At 73.7% G+C, this 20580-nt stretch carries 15 protein-coding genes; 2 read left to right on the top strand and 13 right to left on the bottom strand.

The window, feature by feature from the left end:
- The first annotated feature begins 323 nt into the window (after positions 1 to 323).
- The gene (locus OG896_RS28755) at positions 324 to 497 is read left to right on the top strand and encodes a hypothetical protein (protein ID WP_329369990.1); all 174 of its coding nucleotides are present in this window, start codon (positions 324 to 326) and stop codon (positions 495 to 497) included.
- A gap of 47 nt (positions 498 to 544) precedes the next feature.
- Here OG896_RS28755 and OG896_RS28750 read toward each other — a convergent pair whose 3' ends face one another.
- From OG896_RS28750 to OG896_RS28730, 5 genes are all read right to left on the bottom strand, one after another.
- Entirely contained in the window at positions 545 to 3742 is a 3198-nt protein-coding gene (locus OG896_RS28750) for a family 78 glycoside hydrolase catalytic domain (protein ID WP_329369988.1), read from the bottom strand.
- Positions 3743 to 4267: 525 nt separating this feature from the next.
- On the bottom strand, positions 4268 to 4699 hold the full coding sequence (locus tag OG896_RS28745) for a TIGR03668 family PPOX class F420-dependent oxidoreductase (RefSeq protein WP_329369986.1): 432 nt from the start codon (positions 4697 to 4699) through the stop codon (positions 4268 to 4270).
- On the bottom strand, positions 4699 to 5523 hold the full coding sequence (locus tag OG896_RS28740; protein WP_329369985.1) for an LLM class F420-dependent oxidoreductase: 825 nt from the start codon (positions 5521 to 5523) through the stop codon (positions 4699 to 4701). The genes OG896_RS28745 and OG896_RS28740 overlap by 1 nt, the downstream gene beginning before the upstream one ends.
- A gap of 525 nt (positions 5524 to 6048) precedes the next feature.
- Positions 6049 to 7089: a serine hydrolase domain-containing protein gene (locus OG896_RS28735; RefSeq protein ID WP_329369983.1), complete on the bottom strand. Its 1041-nt coding sequence runs from the start codon at positions 7087 to 7089 to the stop codon at positions 6049 to 6051.
- Positions 7090 to 7379: 290 nt separating this feature from the next.
- Positions 7380 to 8300, bottom strand: a complete 921-nt coding sequence (locus tag OG896_RS28730; RefSeq protein WP_329369982.1) for an NADP-dependent oxidoreductase — start codon at positions 8298 to 8300, stop codon at positions 7380 to 7382.
- 75 nt (positions 8301 to 8375) lie between these two features.
- Between OG896_RS28730 and OG896_RS28725 the strand changes: the two genes are divergently transcribed.
- Complete coding sequence (locus OG896_RS28725; RefSeq protein ID WP_329369980.1) at positions 8376 to 8801, top strand: winged helix-turn-helix transcriptional regulator; 426 nt, start codon at positions 8376 to 8378, stop codon at positions 8799 to 8801.
- 97 nt (positions 8802 to 8898) lie between these two features.
- Here the strand turns inward: OG896_RS28725 and OG896_RS28720 are convergent, their stop codons facing one another.
- The 8 genes from OG896_RS28720 to OG896_RS28685 all read right to left on the bottom strand — a co-directional run bounded on the left by OG896_RS28720 (position 8899) and on the right by OG896_RS28685 (position 20542).
- Entirely contained in the window at positions 8899 to 9558 is a 660-nt protein-coding gene (locus OG896_RS28720; protein WP_329369979.1) for an MSMEG_1061 family FMN-dependent PPOX-type flavoprotein, read from the bottom strand.
- Between the two features lie 187 nt (positions 9559 to 9745).
- Positions 9746 to 10795, bottom strand: coding sequence for an HD domain-containing protein (locus tag OG896_RS28715; protein WP_329369978.1), 1050 nt, complete (start codon positions 10793 to 10795; stop codon positions 9746 to 9748).
- Positions 10796 to 10894: 99 nt separating this feature from the next.
- Positions 10895 to 11686 (bottom strand): ECF transporter S component, encoded by a 792-nt coding sequence (locus OG896_RS28710; protein WP_329374343.1) that lies wholly within the window; start codon positions 11684 to 11686, stop codon positions 10895 to 10897.
- Positions 11687 to 11778: 92 nt separating this feature from the next.
- Positions 11779 to 13530 (bottom strand): ABC transporter ATP-binding protein, encoded by a 1752-nt coding sequence (locus OG896_RS28705; protein WP_329369976.1) that lies wholly within the window; start codon positions 13528 to 13530, stop codon positions 11779 to 11781.
- A complete protein-coding gene (locus tag OG896_RS28700) occupies positions 13527 to 14771 on the bottom strand; it encodes a CbiQ family ECF transporter T component (protein WP_329374341.1) in 1245 nt (414 codons plus the stop codon). Before OG896_RS28700 ends, OG896_RS28705 begins: the two co-directional genes overlap by 4 nt.
- A 116-nt stretch (positions 14772 to 14887) precedes the next feature.
- Positions 14888 to 16012 carry a hypothetical protein gene (locus tag OG896_RS28695; RefSeq protein WP_329369973.1) on the bottom strand — a complete coding sequence of 375 codons (1125 nt, stop codon included), beginning with the start codon at positions 16010 to 16012 and terminating at the stop codon, positions 14888 to 14890.
- Positions 16009 to 19698, bottom strand: coding sequence for a prenyltransferase/squalene oxidase repeat-containing protein (locus OG896_RS28690; RefSeq protein WP_329369972.1), 3690 nt, complete (start codon positions 19696 to 19698; stop codon positions 16009 to 16011). Before OG896_RS28690 ends, OG896_RS28695 begins: the two co-directional genes overlap by 4 nt.
- 244 nt (positions 19699 to 19942) lie before the next feature.
- Positions 19943 to 20542, bottom strand: coding sequence for a GNAT family N-acetyltransferase (locus tag OG896_RS28685; protein WP_329369971.1), 600 nt, complete (start codon positions 20540 to 20542; stop codon positions 19943 to 19945).
- Positions 20543 to 20580: the final 38 nt, after the last annotated feature.

Genomic DNA, 20580 nt, shown 5'->3' with positions numbered 1-20580 from the left:
GGGCCCCGGAACCGCTGGCCAGTGGTTGTCCGGGCCGAGGGGTGCCGGAGCCGCCGTCAGCAGGTCCGCATCCTATCGCGCCCCTTGCGCCAACTGCCTCATGGGCCAAGGGCGTTAGGCGCCAGGTGATCCTTAGGCTAAGCTCCCCACGCAACAGCTGGAGCCGACGGACCGGCGCCCCCATGGGCATGCCTGGCCAAGCTTGCCCCGCCCGGAAGCCGCCTCCTCTGCAAGCAGCGTGCGATCACCGTGGCTTGCGCTCGATTGCGCTGCCTTGAAATCCACGCGTCAACTCAGATGAAGCTCTTTGGAGAACCACGTCCGTGAACAAGCCTGTCTTCTCGCCGCGTCTTCTGGCCGTTTCCGCCATTCTCGCCGGCGTGCTCTCCGTGGGGTTTCTCTCCACCACCGCGGAAGCCGCGACCCCGCCCGCGATGGCGAAGGCGATATCACCGAGCGTCTGCATGTCGTACCTCGTCGGCACGAACCAGGCGTAGTTCGACTCCGGCGGGTGAGGGCACGGCGCCCTCACCCGCCATCCTTGTCACCGCGTGAGCGTGAAGTGCCAGTGGCCCGAGGTGACGGCGTACCGGGCCGTGGTGGGGGTGAGGCGCGACAGGTGGGCGCCGGGGGTGGAGTGGAGGTGAGGGGCGGGGGAGCCGAGGAGGGGGACGGTGACCGTGGCGGTGGCGTTCGCGGGGATCGTGACGTCGAGTACGTAGGAGCGGGCGGTACGGGTCCAGGTCGAGGTGACCGGGCCGCGGACGGTCTGCACCGAGGCGGAGACGTGGGTGAGACCGGTGGGCACCTGGGGTGCGACCGCGAGGGTGCCGTAGCCCGCGCTCGTCGCGCTGATCCCGCCGAGCACGGAGGTGAAGGAGGCGTTGATGCCGCTGAACATCGCGTGGTCGTGGGACTCCATGCTGGAGTCGTAGGTCCACTCCTCCCAGTCGGTGGTGGCCCCCTGGGCGATCTCGTACCCGAAGCCGGGGTACGACTTCTGGTCCAGGACGCTCGTCGCGAGGTCGGTGCGGCCGATGGCGGTGAGCGCGTCCATCAGGTAGCGGGTGCCGAAGATGCCGGTGTCCAGGTGGCCCTGGTTGGTGACGGTGATGGTGTGGACGAGCTGGTCGCCGACGGCGGTGAGGTCGGCCGCGGGGACCATGCCGAAGGCGAGCGGCAGGATGCTGGTGGTCTGCCGGCCGTCGGCGTAGCCGTCGCGTGCGGAGTTGAGGAACGCCGCGTTGAACGCCTCCTTGATGTCCGAGGCGAGGCCGGTGAAGTGCGTGGCGCCGGCGGTGTCGGCGAGCGCCTGGGCGGCCAGCGCGGTGTCGGACGCCTGGAGGTAGGACAGCGCGGTGTTGACCAGTGAGACCTCGCTGGTGCAGGAGCCGACACCCGGGCTGCCGAGGCCGCCGTTGACGCCGGGGCCGTAGACCGGCGGGCACCAGTCGCCGAAGCCGTGGTCGGCCGGCCAGATGTGCCCGGGGACGTCGGTCGCGTTCTTGTCGACGAACGCCTTCATCGCCGGGTACATCGCGGCGAGCGTGGCCTTGTCGCCGTACTGCTGGTAGAGCGTCCAGGCCAGCGAGATCTGGTCGCCGCCCATGTCCGGGTTCTGCGCGTTGCCCGCGTCGTTGGGCAGCGCGGTGCCCGGCGGCATGTCGCGCAGGTAGCTCGCGTAGAAGCGGTCCATCGCGAACTCGCCGGTGGAGGCGTCGTGGTACGCCTGCACGTCCATGCCCGGGGGCGTGCGCTCGTCGCGGACCGGGTTGTCGGTGGGCAGGCTCATCGAGTTGTTGAGGATGGTGCGCTGGTTGTTCTGCCAGATCCGATCGAGCGTCGGGTCGGAGGAGTCGAAGGTGGCGGTGGACGCCACGTCCGCGTGCACGACCCGCCCCGAGATCGAGTCGAGGGTGGGCGTGCCCGGGTAGCCGGTGACCTCGATATAGCGGAAACCGTGGTAGGTGAAGCGGGGTTCGTACGTCTCGGTGCGGCCGGTGCCGGCCAGCGTGTAGCGGTCGGTGGCGGCGGCGCTGCGGTTGGTCCTGGTGTCGAGCATGCCGTCGGCGCCGACCTCCTCGGCGGTGCGCATCCGCACGGTGGCGCCGGCCGGGCCCTTCACCCGCAACTGCTCCCAGCCCGCGATGTCCTGGCCCAGGTCGTAGACGTAGACGCCCGGCTGGGGCTGCGTCATGCGCACCGGGCGCAGCGTCCGCGTGACCCGCACCGGCGGGACGTCGTCGGCGACGAGGCTGCCGCCGGGCGCGGCGACCGCCGTCACCGGGTGCTGGTCCGAGGCGGCGAACCCGGGGCTGTCCCAGCCCGGTTGGGCCTGGCGCGCGTCGTAGGTCTCGCCGCCGTACATGTCGTCTGCGGTGATCGGGCCGTTCGACCACGTCCAGCCGGAGCCGGTGGTGACCGCCTGGCGGGTGCCGTCGGTGTAGGTGACCTCCAGCAGCATCGTCGCCTGCTTCGGGCCCAGCCACCGGAAGCCGTACGGGCTGAACCGCGGCCCGTAGCCGTTGCCGAGCCAGATCCCGACCGCGTTGGCGCCGGAGCGCAGTTGAGAGGTCACGTCATAGGTCTGGTACAGGTCCCGCTGGTCGTACGGGGTGTCGGCGGGGCTGAGGACGTCGTCGCCGATCTTGTGGCCGTTGACGTGGAGTTCGTACAGGCCCAGGCCGTCCACGTAGGCGCGGGCACTGGCGATCTTCTTGCCGCCGAGCGTGAAGTCGTGGCGCAGCATGGGGGCGGCGGGGCTGGTGTCGAGCAGTTCGATGCCTGAGGTGGGCTCCAACTGGCCGTTGCTGACCTGCGCTTGCGGGAAGGACGGGTCGGGGTCGGCGGCGAAGTCGTCGGAGAAGAGGGAGTCGCCGTCGAGCCCGTGGACGGCGAGCGCGCCGTAGAGCGAGTCCTCGGTCGAGTCGCCGACGCGGAAGCCGATCGTGCCCTGGGTGAAGGTGTGGTCGGTGAGGGTGTTCACCAGGGTGCCGTCGATCCAGGTGCTGATCGTCGGGCCGTCCGCCTCGATCCTCAAGTGGTGCTTGTCGCCCACGTTCTGCTGCGTGATCACCTGGCTGACGTCGACGTCGGGCACGATGTGGCTGAAGGAGCCGCCCACTTCGGCGTGCGGGCGCAGCATGACCTTGCCCGGGTCGACCTCGGAGTTGATCTGCCACATCAGCAGGTTGCTCGCGTCCTGCGCGCGGAAGAGCACGCTCGCCGCGCCCTTGCGGATGGTGAAGTCCACGTCCAGGTCGAAGTCCGACCAGCTGCCCTGCCCGGCGGTGTCCGGGCTGATCCACTGCGCGCCCTGCCAGTCGGCCGCGTGCAGCAGCCCCGTCTCCCACCAGGTGGACGGCGCCCAGCCGGACCCGGCGCCCTGGCCGTCCCACACCTGGACCGTCCAGAAGTAGCGCTGCGAGGAGCGCAGCGCGGGACCTCCGTACGGCACGCCCACGGACGCGGCCGAGCCGACCTTCCCGCTGTCCCACACGTCGGCGCGCCCCGGCGTGAGCCGGTCCCGCGTGCTCGCCACGAGAATCCGGTACGCCGTCTGCCGCGCGCCGTTGACCGGCGAGCCCAACTGCCAGCTCAGGCTGGGGTGGGCGTCGTCGATACCCAAGGGGTGTGCCATGTAGTCCGCCTGAAGGTCCGTCACCTTCAGCCGTGGCGACGCCGCGTGGGCGCCCGCGGCCGGCAGGAACAGCGCCAGTACGGCGCAGAGCAGCGCGGCCACGGCGCCGCGGCTTCTCCCCCGGCCCCGGCCCGCCCCGGCCCGGCTCCCCCGGGTACGGCCCCGGGCCCCGGTCGGGACCACGGCCGAAGCCGTTTCCGGCTTCTGCGTTGACGGCGACACTGCGGCACCTCCGGGGCGGGCGGCGAGGCGAAACGATTGCTTGAATCGATTCAAGCCTCATGTACGTCGGCGACGTTACATCAGGCGGTTCGGCGCGTACAGAGGAAGCGCGGGCGGACCGTCGGCGGCCGTATGGGGAGAACCGGTGGCGCGGGGTGCCACGGGCGCGTGGGGATCGGGGCACGCGGCACCGTACGGAAGGGGGCGTGTGCAGGCGCGGGGTCGCGCCGCGCCGACCGTACGACCGGGTGCCGGGGCACGCGGGATCGATCCGCGCGGGACCGTACGATCGGGCGCCGCGGGCCCGTACGTTCGGGTCGCGCCGGCCCCGTACGATCGCGCGCCGCGGACTCGTACGATCCGGTCGCGCCGGACCGTACGATCAGGCCGCGCGGGCGCGGCGGATCAGGTCGCGCGCCAGCCGGTCCACGTGGTGACGACGACCTCCACGACCTCGCCGGACGGCGGCCGATCCGCGTAGTGGCGCGGGTACCTGGCCACGAGCAGGGCGGTCAGGCGCGCCGCTTCGGCTGACTGCGCGGCCGGGGGCAGCACCCGCGCCCGCCCGTCCGCGCGGGCCCACCACAGCCGGTTCCAGTCCTCGTGGTAGCCGTCGACGAGCAGCGAAACCGCCGCATTGGCACGGATGTTGGCGAGTCGTTTGAGCCGGGGCGAACGCTTGGGCTTGTGGTCCACCGCCATGGCCAGCCGGTCCCCGGCCACCGCGAAGACCGCCGGGACCAGGTGCGGGCGGCCGGCGGCGTCCACGGTCGCCAGCCGGGCGATCGGGGACGCCGCGAACCGTTCGCGAGCCTCGGTTCCGCTCAGCGCGGGCATCAGCTGAAGCGGCCCGCCAACTCGGCGCAGCGGTCGAGATGCGCGAGGGCGGCCGGTTCGGGGTCGGACGGCAGGTAGAACTGCACCCGCTCGACGCCGAGTTCCGCGTACGCCTCGATCGTCTCGGGCTCAACGGGCGCCGCGTAGACCGTGACCGGGACGTCGCGGCCGGCCAGGGCGCGCAGTTCCTCGATCCGCTCCTTCAGCACCTTCGGCGGCAGGCTGTTGGCGAGCCAGGCGTCACCGAGTTCGACGACCCGGGGGAAGGCGCCCTGGCCGCCGCCGACGTAGATCGGCGGGTGCGGCTGCTGGACCGGCTTCGGCCACGCGTAGACGGGGTCGAAGTCGACGAACTCGCCGTGGAACTCGGCTTGTTCCTTCGTCCACAGCTCGATCATCGCGCGCAGCCGCTCGTTGGCGAGCCGGCCCCGGACGGCGGGGTCGGTGCCGTGGTTCGCCATCTCCTCGCGGTTCCAGCCGACCCCGATGCCGAAGACGACCCGGCCCCCGGAGATCAGGTCGAGCGAGGCCACCTCCTTCGCCGTGTGGATCGGGTCGCGCTGGGCGACGAGCGCGATGCCCGTGCCCACCAGCAGCCGCTCGGTGACGGTCGCGACCGCGGCCAGCGCCACGAACGGGTCCAGGGTGCGGTAGTAGATCTCGGGCAGTTCGCCGCCGCCGGGGTAGGCCGAGCGGCGGTCCGCCGGGATGTGGCTGTGCTCGGCGATGAACAGCGAGTCGAACCCCCGCTCCTCCAGGGCCCGCCCCAGGGGCGCGGGGCGGATGCTGCGGTCGGTGATGAACGTGGAGATCCCGAACTTCATACGGCTGGCTCCTCATCGCTCTTTCGCGCGGAGCGCTACGCTCCGGCACTCCCCGTACAGGAATATCACCCGGAGGCCGTGGATCACGACGCCGACGTCCCGGAGGGGGCCGCGACGGTCGGGCCGTGACGGTCGGGCCGCACCGGGGGCGCCGTACCGGCGGGCAGGTCGACGCCGGAGTGGACCATCGGCGAGCACGTGCGTGCCGTCGGCATTGACGCGGCCCCACCCGGCGGCCACTGGACCCCGCCGGCATGCTGCTTTCGATCAGCGGGCTCGTGGCGTTGGCCTACGGGCTGATCCGGGCGGGGCAGGTGGCCGCGTGGAGTCGTACCGACCCGCTGCCGGCTGGAGGTCGTCGGGCTCGTCGGGGTCGTCGACGAGGTGGCCGCTGTACGTGCCGTGGGCGCAGGCGAAGGCGCGGCGTCGGGGAAGCCGAGCGGTTCGAGGGAGCCGCGCAGGGGGGTGGCCGTCCGTTGGACGCCGTCTGCGCATCGGCACTCATGGCCTACGGCGTCCGCGTTGTCAGAGGTCGCGGTAGAGCGCGTCGATGACACGCCGGTCACGACTGAGTCTGTCGGCGGCACCGGTGTTCCCGTTGAAATACAGGGAGACGGTGAGGCCGGCTTCGGGATCTGCGAAGACCAGGCACGCCGTTCCTCCCAACGCGCCAAAGGACGCAGGCGAGGCAGGTCCGAAGTTCTCAGCGGCGAGGACCATGCCCAGTCCCCAGCGCCGGGCGCGCCCGGCGGACTCGTCGATCAGCGTTGGCGGTCGCTGATCGGTGACCAAGGCGGCACAGGTCTCGGGCGAGAGGACACGTCGGCCGTGCCGTGTACCAACCTGCCGTACCATCTCGCAGATCTCGGCGGCATCACCGAACGGGCCCGCCATGCAGGCGCTGGGATACCCCATGCTGACGTCGAAACGCGCGACGCGGGAGGCCAGTTCGGCCGGGCCGAACCACGGCACGTCGACGACGTCGGCGCCGGGAGGAGCCCCCAGTCGAGAGGTCAACCGCAGGGGCGCAGCGACCTGTTGGTGCAGGAAGTCCGCGAACGGTCGCCCGCTGCCTCGTCGCACGATCTCGTCGAGGAGCAGATACCCGGCGTGGCCGAGGTAGGCCGCTCGGGTGCCAGGCGTCCAATCGGGGTCGGCGTCACCGCTCAGCACCAACTCCAGCAGGGCATGCCTGCCGTCGGCGAACCGTCGGCCGGTCTCACGGTCGACGGCCCGCAACGGCGCAGTGTGGGTCAGGAGATGCTCGATGCGAATGTCATCCTTGCCAGGTCCGGCGAACTCCGGAAGGTGCTGTACGACGCGATCGTTCGGGTGCAGCAGGCCCAGTTCCCACGCGCGGGCAACGGCCACGGTCGCCGCCAGCTTCGATGCCGAGAACCACGGCACGACAGTGTCCGCCGCCATCGCCTGAGTCGAAGTGGCGTCACCGACAGCGAGATCCAGGACCTCCTCGCCGTCATGCAGCACGCGCAGTGCGGCACCGAGGCAACGCCCCTGCGACACGACCTCGGCCAACGCTTCCTCGACCGCGTTAAATTGAGTCATCGTTGCATCATCCACGGGCCGGTGCGGGAGACGCAGCCCCTACGCGGGCGGCGAACATCGGCGAACATGTCCGGGGAAGGCCCCCGATGAACTGGGGCCCGAGGGTACGGGGCGGCTTCCGCGGACGTCCCGGCTCACCACGTCAGCCCACCACGTCGACGCACGGCAGCGGCTCACCACGTCGGCCCACCGCGTCGACGCACGGCAGCGGCTCACCACGTCGGCCCACCGCGTCGGCTCACCACGTCAACGCACGACATCAGCTCACCGCATCGGCCCACGACATCCGTTCACGGCACCAGCACCAGGCGGCCGCGCAGACCGCCCGCCGCCAACCTGCGGTGCGCCTCGCCGACTTCGTCCAGTGGCAGGACGTCGGCCACCCGGGGACGCAGGCCGGCGGCGGCCAACTCGGCGAGGCGGGAGCCGTCCGCGCGAATCCAGACGTTGCCCACCCGGATGCCGCGCAGCGGCGTCGGCGCGTTGCCCAGCACACCGACCAGCGAGCCCCCGCCGCGCACCGCGTCCAGCACGGGCATGCCCACGGACGCCGCGTCGACCGCGGCGTGCACGCCGCCCGGTACCAAGTCGCGTACCGCGGCGGGCAGATCCGCGGTGCGCGGCACGAAGAACTCCGCGCCGAGACCGCGCACCAACTCCTCGTCGCCGCCGCCCGCGACCGCGACCACCCGCACGCCGGCCAGCGCGGCGAGCCGCACCGTGTAGCCGCCCACCGACCCGGCCGCTCCGGTGACCAGCAGCGTGTCGCCGGGCTCGACGCGAGCGATGTCGAGCGCCTGAGCAGCGGTGAGCCCGCCCAGGGGCAGGGTCGCGGCAGCCACCAGGTCGGTGCCCGCCGGCACCGCGGCGACCGCGTCCGCGTCCAGCACCACGTACTCGGCCTGCGTCTTGAGCGGCAGCGCCAGCCGGTCGGACAACCCGATCACCGCGTCGCCGGGTCGGAAGCCGACAACCTCGGGCCCGAGCACGTCGACGGTGCCGGCGACATCCCAGCCGAGGCCGACGACCGCCCGCTCCGGGAGCAGGCCGCCCGCCGCGAGCGCGCCGGAACGGGTCTGGAGGTCCACCGGGTTGACTGCCGCGGCGGCGACCCGTATCCGGACCTGGCCGGCACCCGGTTCCGGCACGGCCACCTCCGCCACCTCAAGGACTTCCGGGCCGCCGAAGGAACGAACGATCACAGCTCTCATGACCACGAACCTAGGGAGTGTTACTCTCCATCGGGAAGTACGCACTTCGGAGTGCCTACCCGACCCGGGAGTGCCATGGCCACCCGCACCGCCGCCCAGCGCCGCGCCGACGAGCGCGCCGCCTACGACGCCTACCTCGCCACCTGCCCGGCCCGCCAACTGCTGGACCGGATCAGCGACAAGTGGGTGAGCCTGGTGCTGAACGCGCTGGCCGACGGGCCGCGGCGGTACAGCGACCTGAACCGGATCATCGCCGGGGTCAGCCAGAAGATGCTCACCCAGACGCTGCGGACGCTGGAACGCGACGGCCTGCTCACCCGTACGGTGACCCCGTCGGTGCCGGTCCGGGTGGACTACGGGCTCACCCCGCTCGGCCGCAGCCTGCTCCCGGTGATGACCGCGATCAAGGCATGGGCCGAGTGCCATATCGAGGAGGTCCAGAGCGCCCGCACGGACTACGACCAGGGCGTGGCAGCGGCGCCGCCCGTACCCGGTCCGTGAGCCGCGGGCCCGGGTCCCCGGGAATCACGGCATCCGGAGTCAGGGCCACCGGAATCAGAGCGACTCGTGAGGTGGGCGGCTCGCGCGGGTCCGGGCGTTACTCGTAGCGGTACTTCAGCGAGTCCGCCTCCGCCTGCTCGATGTCGGCGATCGTCAGTTCCGGCCTGCGCAGTTGGGCCAGCGTCACCTCGGCCGAGGCCGGCTGGGCGTCGGCCGGCAGCCACTCCTCCGGCTTCCAGGCCGCGCTGCGCATGAGCGACTTGGGGCAGTGCGGGTAGACCTCCTCGATCCCCAGCACCAGCGCGCTGGCCGGCGGCTTGCCGACGGCGGTCAGTTGGGAGAGCAGTTCCGGGCGGGTGGAGACGCAGGCCCGGCCGTTCACCCTGAGCGTCGTGGTGCGCCCCGGGATGATGAACAGCAGCCCGGCCCGGCCGGTGGCGATGACGTTCTGCAGGGTGTCCAGCCGCTTGTTGCCGGTCGCGTCGGGTATCGCCACCGTCCGTGCGTCCAGGACGGCGACGAACCCGGCGGGGCCGCCGCGCGGGGAGACGTCGCAGTTGCCGTCGGCGTCCGCGCTGGCGACCAGGACCAGCGAGGAGCAGCCGATCAACCGGCGTGTCTGCTCGGTGAGTTCGCTCATCTGCTTGCGCACGGCCGCGTCGCTGGGCGGCTGGTAGATCCGACGTAGCGCGTCCTGGTCGCGCACGGCGTCGAGACGGAGTGAGTCGAAGGCGCTGCCGGCAAGGGACGTCGTCATGCCATCGACCCTAACCGGCCGCCCCGCGCCCGCACTTGGCCGATGCACGTGGAGTCGTGGCAGACGTGGGGTCGTGCAGACGTGGAGTCGTGCAGACGTGGGGACGCGGAGACGTGGGGACGCGGAGACGTGGGGACGCGGAGACGTGGGGACCTGCGGACGTGGGGACGGCACCGCGAGCGGGCACTCAGCTCCACCGGACATGGAAGTCGGTGGCCAGCGAACCCAGCGCGTCCAACTCGGCGGCCAGCGCGGGCGCGGACACCTCGATCGGCTGCCCCTCCACCAGCGGCGCGGAACGGTAGATCTTGCGCAGCGAGAAGTCCCCGCCGCAGCCATCCCCGCGGGCATGCCCGACCGTCACCCGCAACCGGTGCGGCTCGTACCGGATCATGGCGCTCTCCGCGCGCGTGGCGGCGCAGGCGTCGAACGCGGACCACAGCTGCGGATCGGTCATCCGGGACAGCCGGTCGGGGGTGAGGGTGGTGTGGTCGAGCAGCCGGCCGGCCAGCCGCCGGACCACCGCGACCGGACCCACGTTGTCCCACGAGGTATGCAGCCGGGCCTCCGCGCAGACCAGACCGACCAGTGACGCGGCGCTCTCGCGGTCCGCCGACACCACGGCGTCCTTGAGGACGAGCCGGCCCAGCAGCACGGCGGGATCGGCATCGAGACGTCCGGCCGCGCGTCCGCTGCGCACGTAGGAGTCGAGATGGTCGAGGTTCAGCAGCCCGGAGCGGTTGGTGAGGGGCGAGGCGGGCTGCCCGCCGAGCGCGACGGCGACGTCCTCGGTACGGATCGCGTACTGCTCCAGCACGCCACGGATCGGGTCGGTCCGCAGCAACCGCAAGCCGATGGCGTGGTGGTCGAGGCCGCGGACGCCTTCGAAGGTGTGGCTCAACGGCAGGTGGCCGATGTCGTGCAACAGCGCGGCGACCCGCAGGAGTTCGTCCCGCGGACGGAAGTGCGTGACCAGCGCGAGGACACCGAGGGTGTGCTCCAGCCGGGAGTACGACTGCAAGGTGCTGATCGTCGAGGCCCCCGCGTGCGCGACGAAGTGCAGGCGCCGGAGCGGCTCGGTACGCAGCAGGTCGACTTCCACGGGGGTCAGGCGCACGGGTACTCGCCAGAGCGGGTCGGTGAACTCCGCGGCCAGGCCCACGACGTTGGTCGGGACGGGCCGGGCCCTCTCGGCCCCGGCGCCCTGCGACGCGCTCTGATCCTTCCGGCTGTCCACCCGGTCACTTTAGGCCGGACGGGCGGTGGGACGGAGGAACCTATGGGCGGATACGGGGATACCCGGACCCGCGGACGCCGTCCGCGCGTCGCCGACGCGTCACGGCGGCGGGGTCGTGGCCGGCGGCGGGAGCGGGTCCGTGAAGTGGATCGCGGGGGTGAAGTTGGCGCGGCGGGCCGCGCGGCGGAACGTGGTGAGGACGGCCGGGCCGGCGATGAGGACGCAGACGAAGTTGGTGACGGCGCGGCCGGTGTCCCAGCCGAGGGAGGTGGCCGCGTCGAAGGCGAGGTAGCGGTGCCACTGCTCGGTGAAGGGCAGGCCGGGCAGGTAGGCGAGGGAGCTGCCGGGGTCGAGCGAGAACGGCCAGAAGGAGAGGTTGAGCAGGAAGCCGAAGAGGTAGCCGGACGCGGAGCCGTAGACCGCCAGCATCAGCACTTCCCGTTTGCCGCGGGCGCGCGGGAGGAGGCCGGCGAGCATGCCGACGAAGGCGCAGCCGAACATCTGGTACGGCATCCAGGGGCCGACGCCGCCGGTGAGGAGGGCGGAGGCGAACAGCGAGGTGCAGCCGAGGGTGAAGCCGAAGCCGGGGCCGAAGACGCGGCCGGCCAGCACCAGGACGAAGAAGACGGTCTCCACGCCCGCGGTTCCGGCGCCGAGCGGGCGCAGGGCCGCGTTGACCGCGGAGAGCACCCCGAGCATGGCCAGCGCCTTCGCGTCGATGCCGCCGTCGGCGATCTCCGCGAAGACGACGGCGAGCACCAGGACGAGCAGCACCCCGAAGATCAGCGGCGGCGCGTAGGAGGCGCCGAACCGGCCGGGCGCGACGACGAACGGCCAGAAGAAGGCGACCGCCCCGATGAACGCGGCGAGCACCACGGTCACCGTGGCCATGGCGTGCAGCCGCACCGCGCTGGCACGGCGCTCCCCGGTCGTACGGTTCCCCGCGGCCGCGTGGTCGTCCGCGGGCCGGGCGGCGGGCGCGCTCATCGGGAAGCCTCCGCCGTGCCGAGGCCGTCCAGGTCGCCGAGGCCGTCGAGCGCGGCGGCGACCTGGGGGACGGTGAGGTACGGCAGCGGCGCGAGGATCTTGGCGGTCTGCGGGGCGAACGCGGGCGAGGCGACGATGATCTCCGCCGTCGGGCCGTCGGCGACGATCTCGCCCTCGGCCATGACGATCACCCGGTCGGCGCTGGAGGCGACGAACTCGACGTCGTGGGTGGCGATCACGACGCTGCGGCCCTCGGCGGAGAGCGTGTCGACGATCTGGATGAGGGCCCGCTTCGCCTGGTAGTCGAGCCCGCGGGTCGGCTCGTCGAGCAGGACGACCGTGGGCGCGGTGGTGAGCTGGATGGCCAGCACCAGGGAGAGCTTCTGGCCCTCGGACAGGTCGCGGGGGTGGGTGTCGTCGGCGATGCCGGGCGCGAGCCGGTCGAGGATCGCCCGGGCCACGGGCGCGCCCGCGGTGTCGGACTCCCGGTCGGCCTGGGCGAGTTCGGCGCCGACGGTCTCCAGGTAGAGCAGGTCGGTGGGGGTCTGCGGGACGAGGCCGATCGGGCCGCGCCGTTCGGCGGTACGCGCCCGGCGCCGGCCGAACCAGCCGCGCTGCGGGGGCTGTTCGGCGCCGACCGGGGCTGTCTCCTGCCCGCCCCCGACCCGTACGGTGCCGGCCTGGCGCGGGCCCGCGCCGTGCAGCGCCCACATCAGCGAGGACTTGCCGGAGCCGTTGCGGCCCATCAGCGCGGTGACCTGCCCGGCCCGCAGGTCGAGGTCCACCTCGCGGACGGCGATCACCTCGCCGTAGCGGACCACGACGCCCTTGGCGCTGAGCACCGGTACGGCCGGCTCCGCGGCGACGGGCTCGGCGGCGGCGCGGTCAACGGCCCCCGTCTCGGGCGCCGTTGGGCGCGGCGGCGGCACCGGCAGCGGTGTGAGCCGTTCGCGCAGCGGCGCGGCGGCGCGGCGGGCGTCACGTACGGACAGCGGGAGCGGGTCCCACCGTGCGAGGCGGCCCAGGTCCACCACCGGGGGCGCCACCGTGGACGTGCGGAATACGGTGCCGGGCGGGCCGTCGGTGACGGTGCCGTCGCCGGTGAGGTGGATGACGCGGTCGGCGTACTGCACGACGCGTTCCAGCCGGTGCTCGGCCAGCACCACGGTCACCCCGAGGTCGTGCACGAGGCGGGTGACGGCGGCGAGCACGTCCTCGGCGGCGGTCGGGTCGAGCGCGGAGGTGGGCTCGTCCAGGACGAGGACGCGGGGGTGGGCGGTGAGCACGGAGCCGATCGCGACCCGCTGCTGCTGGCCGCCGGAGAGTTCGCTGAGCGCGCGGTGCCGAAGGTCGGCCAGGCCCAGCAGGTCAAGGGTCTCCTCCACCCGCTTGCGCATCACGTCCGCGGGAATCGCCAACTGCTCCATGGCGTAGGCGAGTTCCTCCTCCACGGTGTCGGTGACGAAGCCGGCCGAGGGGTCCTGGCCGACCACGCCGACGACGTCGGCGAGTTCACGTGGCGGGTGGTGCGCGGTGTCGCGGCCGTCGACGGTGACCCGCCCGGCCAGGGTGCCGCCGGTGAAGTGCGGCACGAGGCCGTTGATCGTGCCGAGCAGCGTGGACTTGCCGGCGCCGGTGCGGCCCACCACCAGGCACAGTTCGCCCTCCTCGATCCGCAGGTCCACCGCCCGCAGCACGGGCGCGGCGGTGCCGTCGTAGCGGACGCTGACCTGGTCGAAACGGATCACAGCAGGGCCTCGCGGTGGTTGTCGTCGGTGTCCTGGGCGGAGGTGGGCGCGGGCGCGGAGTTCCCAGGCGCCGCGGATGTCCCGGCCTTGCCGGCCCTGCCGGATGTCCCGGTCCTGCCGGACTTCCCGGTCTTCCGGCCCGCCTGCTGGGAGGTGGCCGTCGCCCGGCCGGGAGTGCGCGCGGGCGGCGGCGCGGCGAAAGCGGCGACCCCCGCGAGCAGCACCGCGGCGGCGGGCAGCAGCGGCAGCGACGGCCAACGCAGCGGATACAGCGACGGGTTGAGGTCGCTCGCGCTGTACCCGACGGTGAGGAACAGCACGACGGCGGTGGCGCAGCCGAAGCCGGCCACCACCCACTCCGCGGCGCGCCACGGGTCGGGCCGGTAGCTGGTGCGGCGCACCCGGCGACCGCCGAGCGCGAGCCCGGCGCAGCACAGCAGCGAGCCGGCCAGCAGCGCGGGCAGGCCGAGCGCGCGCGGAGTGGTGCCGTCGAGCAGCCCGTAGACGCCGGTGCACAGGCCGAGCATGCCCACCAGCATCAGCGCGCCGGTCGCCCGGCGGGAGGCGCGGGTGGCGTTGCCGGCCCGGCCGTAGCCGCGCGAGTCCATCGCGGCGGCCAGGTACAGCGACCGCTCCAGCGCGTCCTCCAGCACCGGGATGACGATGCTGCGCAGCGCGCGCAGCCCCCTGGCCCGGTCCGCGCGCAGCCGGCGGGCGCGGGCCACCCGCTGCACGCTCTCGACGAGTTGGGGCGCGACGCTCATCGACACCGTGACGGCGACGCCGAGTTCGTACAGCGCGCCGGGCAGCACGCGCAGCGCGCGCTTGGGGTTGGCGAGGGTGTTGGCGGCGCCGATGCAGCACAGCAGGCAGGCCAGCCGCAGCCCGTCGACGGCCGCGGACAGGGTGGCCTCCAGCGAGACCGGGCCGCCGAGCTGGATTCCCGCGTACCAGTGGGGAGTCGGGATGTGCGGCAGCGAGAACATGATGTGGTCGGCGGGGGTGATACCGGAGGCGAAGACGCAGCGGAACGCCACCCGGATCACGATCACCGTCAGGGCGAGCCACAGGTAGTACTTGAATCCCTTCGCCCAGGGCGCGTCGGTACGGCGCTCGGTGACGACGTAGCCGAGCACGACCAGCACCAGGCCGAGCAGCAGCGGGTTGGTGGTGCGGCTGACCGCGGTGGCCAGGCCGATGCCCCAGATCCACCAGGCGATCGGGTGCAGGGTGCGCGGCAACCGCCGCCCGGAACCGGCCGGTTGAGCCGGTTGAGCCGGTCGAGCCGGCTTCGCTGGGTGCGCCGGTTCGGTCGGCGGCCCCTCGGCGCCGGGACGCACCACGCTGCGGGTCACGACTACTCCGTCCGACGGCGGCGCCGCACCTGGACGACGGTCGCGCCACCGATCCCGGCCACCAGCACGGACGTCACCGCGATGGGAACGAACGAGCCCGAGGAGTGGTGGACGGCGGCCGTCGGCGAGGCATCCACCACCGGCGGAGCGGAGGACGACCGGGTGCCCGCTCCCGCGTCCGCGCTGGGAGTGGCGGCAGGCGGGCAACTCGGGGTGGCCGTGGAGGCCGGCGTACGGGTCGGGCTCGGCGTGGCCGTGCGCGTCGGCGTCGCGGTGCGCGTGAGCGTGGGCGTATCGGTGGCCGGGCAGCTCGGGCTCGCCGTGGGGGTCGGGCCGGTGCCCGACGGATGGGGCGAGGCACTGGCCTTGCCGCCGGTCCCGCCCTTCGTGCCACCCGCCGCCGGATGCCCGCCGGACGCGGACGGCGAGTGCGTCGCGGGCGGTTTCCCCGCGCCGCCACCGGAGGTCGAACCCCCGCCGCCGGTCGAACCCCCGCCGCCGGTCGAACTCCCGCCCCCGGGCGAGGTGTTGTGCGCCCGCACGCTGTCCGGGGAGAACGTCGGCCGCCCCTGGGTGCCCGCGGTGTTCGTCGCGCCGAAGATCCACAAATCGACGCTGCCGGGCTTGGGGTGGTAGCTCATCGAGCCCAACTGGCTGTAGGACCAGCTGTTCTGGCCCGGGTCGGCGTGCCAGTACGACCAGTACGCGGTGGCCGGCGGCGTCAGCACGCACGCATCGTCCTTGCTGGTGGGGTACTGCTTGCCGCCCTGGTAACCGGCGTAGCCGATCCGGCAGATGAAGGCCGGGCCGTCGTGCTGGGTGCCCGTGGTCTGCCAACCGCCCTGGTTGAGCAGGGCGTAGCCGGTGGTGGGCGTGGTGCCGCACGAGCGCAGCAGCGGGCCGCCCCAGTGGCTGAAGTCCACCGCGAGCACCACGCCGGAGGTCGTCGTGCACGTGCTCATCGGCAGCGGGCTCGCCGCCGCGCTGCCAGCCCCGGGGCCGAGCCCGGTCAGCGCGGCCGCGCACAGCACCGCGAGCGCGGCCCCCACGCGGACGAACCGCTCCCGTACGCCGGGGCCCGAGCCGGGCGCCGCCGCCCGGCGCGTTCGGCTGGAGAACTTCCTCACTGGTGCCTCCCCTCGTCGGCCGACCTGCGGCGCAGGGCCGTCATCGCGGCGCCGGCGGCCAGCAGGATCGCGGCAGCGGCGGCCAGCGAGAGCACCGCCGTACCGGTCGCCGCAAGCGTGCCGCCGGAGGAGCCGCCGGAGCCCGAGCCGGAGTCGGAACCGCCCGACGAGCCGCCCGACGAGCCGCCGGACGCACCGCCGTCGTCACCGCCGCCGACCGCCGTGATCGGGCCGAGCGCGTGGGTGAGCGTGGTCAGCGGGGTGCCGGCGAGGGCCGGCACGGCCTGCGTGCTGGAGCGGACGTCGGAGTCGCCCGCGTCGGCGGTGATCCGGACGCCGCCGTCGGTGTTCTGCGCCGACACCAGGAACTCCTGCCCGCTGCGGGCCGGTTCGGGGCGGAGCCGGTCGGTGGCGAGCAGGCCCTGCACCGCCAGCGCGGTGGAGTTGGTGCTGACGCCGGCCGCGCCCTGGTAACCGCCGCTGCTCTGCTGCGCCTTGACGAGGTACGCCCGCGCGGCGGCGACCGCGTCGGCGTGCCCCGGCACCAGCGTGAGCGCCTGCACGGCGTACCCGGTGGTGTCCGTGTCGGACGTGCAGTCGGCGCCGGCCGCGATCAGCGTGGAGGAGAACCCGCCGTCCTTGCACTGGAGTTGGAGCAGCCGGTCGACCGCGGCTGGCGGTACGGTGACGCCGCCGCGGGCCAGCGCGAGCACGCCGAGGGCCTGCGAGACCGTGGAGTACGCCTGGGAGAAGTCACCCGGCGCGGTGCACGCGCCGTCGTCGGTGGCTCCGGTGCAGACGTGGCCGGTCAGCGTGGTGAGCAGGTCGAACCCGCCGAAGTGGTGCGGGTCCTGCCCCATCACCTCGGCGACCAGCGCCAGCTTGGCCGCCGAACCGCTGTACGGGCCGGGGTAGTCGGACCTGCCGTCCGGGTCGGCGTACTGCGCGACATGCCCGGCGAGGTAACCCGTCGTCTTGGTCAGCGCCTCGTCCTGGCCGCCGGTCGAGGCGAGCGCGAGCGAGAGGTCGGCGGTGAGGCCGTAGTCCGGGCCGTAGTCGTTGGCCAGGTGGTCGCCGCCGTCGAGTTGCTTGACGAGGTAGCCGGCACCGGCCGCGGCCGCCTTCTGGTCGCGCAGGTCCCGCAGCAGCGTGCCGAAGGAGGTGCCGGCCGCCCCGCCGAGCGCCTGCGTGGACGCGCGCAGGTCGGACGTGGTCTGGGCGGCGTCGGAGGCGACCCGGAAGCCGCCGTCCGGGTTCTGCTCGGCGGCCAGGAACGCGCGGGCCTTGGCGATCTGCCCGGTGTACGTGCCGCCGCCGGCGCCGTCCAGGCTGAGCCCCTGGATCGCGAGGGCCGCGGAGTTGACGGAGTCGCCGGCCGCGCCGTGGAACCCGCCGTTCGCCAGCTGCTTGCCCGCCAGCCACGCGCCGCCCTTCGCGACGGCCCGCGCCGCCGCGTCGCCGGGCACCAGGTCCAGCGCCATCATCGCCATCGCGGTGCTGTCCGTGTCCTGGTCGCCGCCGGACGGGATCAGGCTCGGCCAGGCGCCGTCGGCGTCCTGGAGGCTCTCCAGGTAGGCGATCGGCCCGGCCGCCCGGTCGGCCTCGCCGGCCCGGATCTGCGCGACGACGCCGAGGGACTGGGAGAACACCGAGGTCGCGTAGGCGTAGTCGTCCTTGGCCGCGCAGCCGCCCGAGGCGTCGGCCTTCGCGCAGACGGTGGCGTCGAGCGCGGCGATCAGGTCGTGGCCGCCGAAGGCGCGGGGGTCGGCGCCGAGCACCTCGGCCGCCACCGCCTCCTTGGCGAGCGAGCCGCCCTGGGCGTAGGAGGTGCCGATCAGCGTCCAGGCGTCGATACCGCGACCGCCGGCGTCCTTGCCGTGCTGGAGGAAGTCCGAGATCGACGCCAGGGTGTCGTCGGCGCCGCCGGTCGCGGCCAGGGCGAACAGGCCGTCGATGGTCATGCCGAAGTCGGCGAAGCCGGGCGAGGACTCGTAGGAGCGGCCGTCGACCAGGTTGTCGCCGTTCACCAGGTAGGCGACCCCCTTGGCCAGGTCCGGGCCGACCGCGGTCGGGGACTGCGAGGGCGGGGAGGTGTCCGACGGGGTGGTGGGCGCGGTCGCCGGCGGGGAGGTGGGCGGCGTGGTGTGCCGCGCGCCGAACGTCAGCGTGGCGAGGTCGGTGCCGGTGGCGGCGAGCAGCGCCGGGGTGGTGGCGTGGACGTCGGGGGCGCCGCCGGAGGTGTCCGCGGTGAATCCGCCGCCGTCGGACTGGCGGGCGACCGCCCAGTCGCGGGCCTTCACCGCCTGGTCGGTGTCGCCGAGCAGGCGCAGTGCCTGCGCGGCGGCCGCGGTGGTGGCGGTGTCCGCGGACGCGGCGCCGTACGGCACGAAGCCGCCGTCCGCGGCCTGCCGCCCGGTCAGGTAGTCGCCGGCCTTGCTCAACACATCCGCGGTACCCGGGAGTTGCTTGAGCGCGATGACCGCGTCGGCGGTGATCGCCGGGTCGGAGGAGCAGCGCTCGCTCGCGCCGAGCATCGAGGCGGAGAAGCCGCCGTCGGCGCACTGCATGCCGGTGAGCCGGGAGACCGCGGCGGGCGGCGGGGTGACGCCGCCGCGCTCCAGGGCGAGCAGCGCCAGCGCCTGGGTGTCCGGCGAGCCGACGTTGTGGAAGTCGCCGGCGGCGGTGCAGTTGCCCTGGCTGCCCACGGCCGTGCAGACGTGGTCGGTGAGGTCGGCCAGCAGGTCGCGGCCGCCGACCTTGGCGGGGTCGGCGCCGAGGATCTCGGTGAGCAGCGCCAGGTTCGCGGTGGCGGCCACGCTCGGCACCTGGACCGTCGGGTCGGGGAAGAGGTAGTCGGCGAGGTGCGCGGTCAGGTACGCGTCGATCCTGCGGACGGTGGCCTCGGACCCGCCGGCCGCGGCCAGTGCCACGGCGGTGGAGTCGGTGGCGCCGAGGTCGGTGGTGTCCCTGTCGCTGTCGTACACGTGGTCGCCGTCGGTGAGCCGCCCGGTCAGCCACTTCGCCGCACCGGCCAGGTCCGCGTCGGCCGCGGCCGGGGGGCCGGCCGGCGACGTCGGCGGCGTGGCCGGGGGCGTGGCCGGCGGGGTGGTGGCCGAGGTGTCCTGGGCCCGTACGGAGTCGGGGGTGAAGGACGGGCCGCCGGTGGTGCCGCCGGTGTCGGTCGGGCCGAAGACCCACGCCTCGACCTCGCCGTCCGCCGGGTGGTCGCTCAGCGCGCCCAGCGGGCTGTAGGTCCAGGTGTGCTGCCCGGCCGGCGCGATCCAGAACGACCAGTAGGCGTCGGCCGGCGGGGTGAGCACGCACGGCTCGTCGGCCGCCGTCGGGTACTCGGTGCCGCCGTCGTAGTCCGCGTCGCCGATCCGGCAGACGAAGCCGGGGCCGTCGTGCACCGTGCCGGTGGTGGTGAACCCGGCGTCGTGCAGCAGGTTCATGCCGGTGGTCGGGTTCGCGTCGCAGCCGCGGACGACCGGGCCGCCCCAGTGCGCGAAGTCCACCGCGACGACCGCGCCCTTGGTCGGCGTGCAGGCGCCGATCGGGTCGGCGTGCGCGGGCGCGGCGGCCGACACCAGGCCGGCCGCGACCGAGCCGAAGGTCAGCGCGGCCGCGGTGAGCAGCACGGCGGTGCGCGGCCGTCTGTGACGGCGACGCCTGGCGAGAACGAGCACGGGTGGCCCCCCGGTCCGGCCGGCGCGGAGCGCGGGCCACGGAGGGAAAGCCGGCACACGAACCGGCCTGTCGTCCGTGCCGTAGTCCTCGACGGCGAGCGTGACTTGCTGTTCAGCGCAGGTGGTCCGGCTCGCCCGCCTCGCGGTGGGCCTACGGTTGCGGGTCAGCGCCGGGTTTCGACCGGCTTCCCCTGGCTGCTGAATCGGAAATGCGTTTCATGGCACCACGCGGTGGCGCGTCCCGTCAACGTGACGGACCGTTGCCTTCACCACTCCCCCGCGGGCGCTGCCGCCGGCCCCCTCCACCGCCACGCGAGCCGAGCAATCCGCGCGAGCCGAGCACGCCGCGCGCGCTTGCCCCGCGACGGCACCCGCCCGCCGGTGCCCGCTGCCCCTGCTCCCCGACCGCGAACCGGTACACCGTCGACCGCCTCGCCGCGAACCCGAGCCGCTCGTAGAGCCGGTTCGCGGCGCCGCGTTCCGGGCGCGAGGTGAGGTCGACACTGCGCGCGCCGGCCTCCCGCGCGAGCCGCACCGCGTGCCCGGTCAGCAGCGCCGCGACCCGCTGGCCGCGCGCCGCGCCGTCCACCACGACGTCCCCCACCCGCCCGCGCGGGCCGGAGGCGAGCGGCAGCAGCACCAGGGTCAGGGTGCCGACGATCTCGCCGCCGGACCGGGCGACCAGCACGGTGCCGGTCTCGCAGCCCACGATCCGCTTGACCGTCTCGCGGTCCAACGGCCGTAGGGATGAGGGCAGTTGCGGCAGCAGGCGGCCGAACGCCGCCACCACCTCCGGGCTCGCGGACCGTACGACGTCGACTTCGACCCCGACCTCGACGCTCACGCAGCGGAACTTGTCGATGCCCCCGAGAGCGGCCAGAT

It is taken from the genome of Streptomyces sp. NBC_00669 (assembly GCF_036226785.1).
GTDB lineage: Bacteria > Actinomycetota > Actinomycetes > Streptomycetales > Streptomycetaceae > Actinacidiphila.
This window is presented reverse-complemented; position numbering and strand designations above follow the sequence as displayed.

What these genes read in the sequence shown, in the direction of transcription:
- OG896_RS28745 (WP_329369986.1), bottom strand. Translation starts at nt 4,699, where the DNA reads ATGCCCGCGCTGAGCGGAACCGAGGCTCGCGAACGGTTCGCGGCGTCC.
- OG896_RS28710 (WP_329374343.1), bottom strand. Translation starts at nt 11,686, where the DNA reads ATGGCCACGGTGACCGTGGTGCTCGCCGCGTTCATCGGGGCGGTCGCC.
- OG896_RS28725 (WP_329369980.1), top strand. Translation starts at nt 8,376, where the DNA reads ATGGCCACCCGCACCGCCGCCCAGCGCCGCGCCGACGAGCGCGCCGCC.
- OG896_RS28740 (WP_329369985.1), bottom strand. Translation starts at nt 5,523, where the DNA reads ATGAAGTTCGGGATCTCCACGTTCATCACCGACCGCAGCATCCGCCCC.
- OG896_RS28730 (WP_329369982.1), bottom strand. Translation starts at nt 8,300, where the DNA reads ATGAGAGCTGTGATCGTTCGTTCCTTCGGCGGCCCGGAAGTCCTTGAG.
- OG896_RS28735 (WP_329369983.1), bottom strand. Translation starts at nt 7,089, where the DNA reads ATGACTCAATTTAACGCGGTCGAGGAAGCGTTGGCCGAGGTCGTGTCG.
- OG896_RS28720 (WP_329369979.1), bottom strand. Translation starts at nt 9,558, where the DNA reads ATGACGACGTCCCTTGCCGGCAGCGCCTTCGACTCACTCCGTCTCGAC.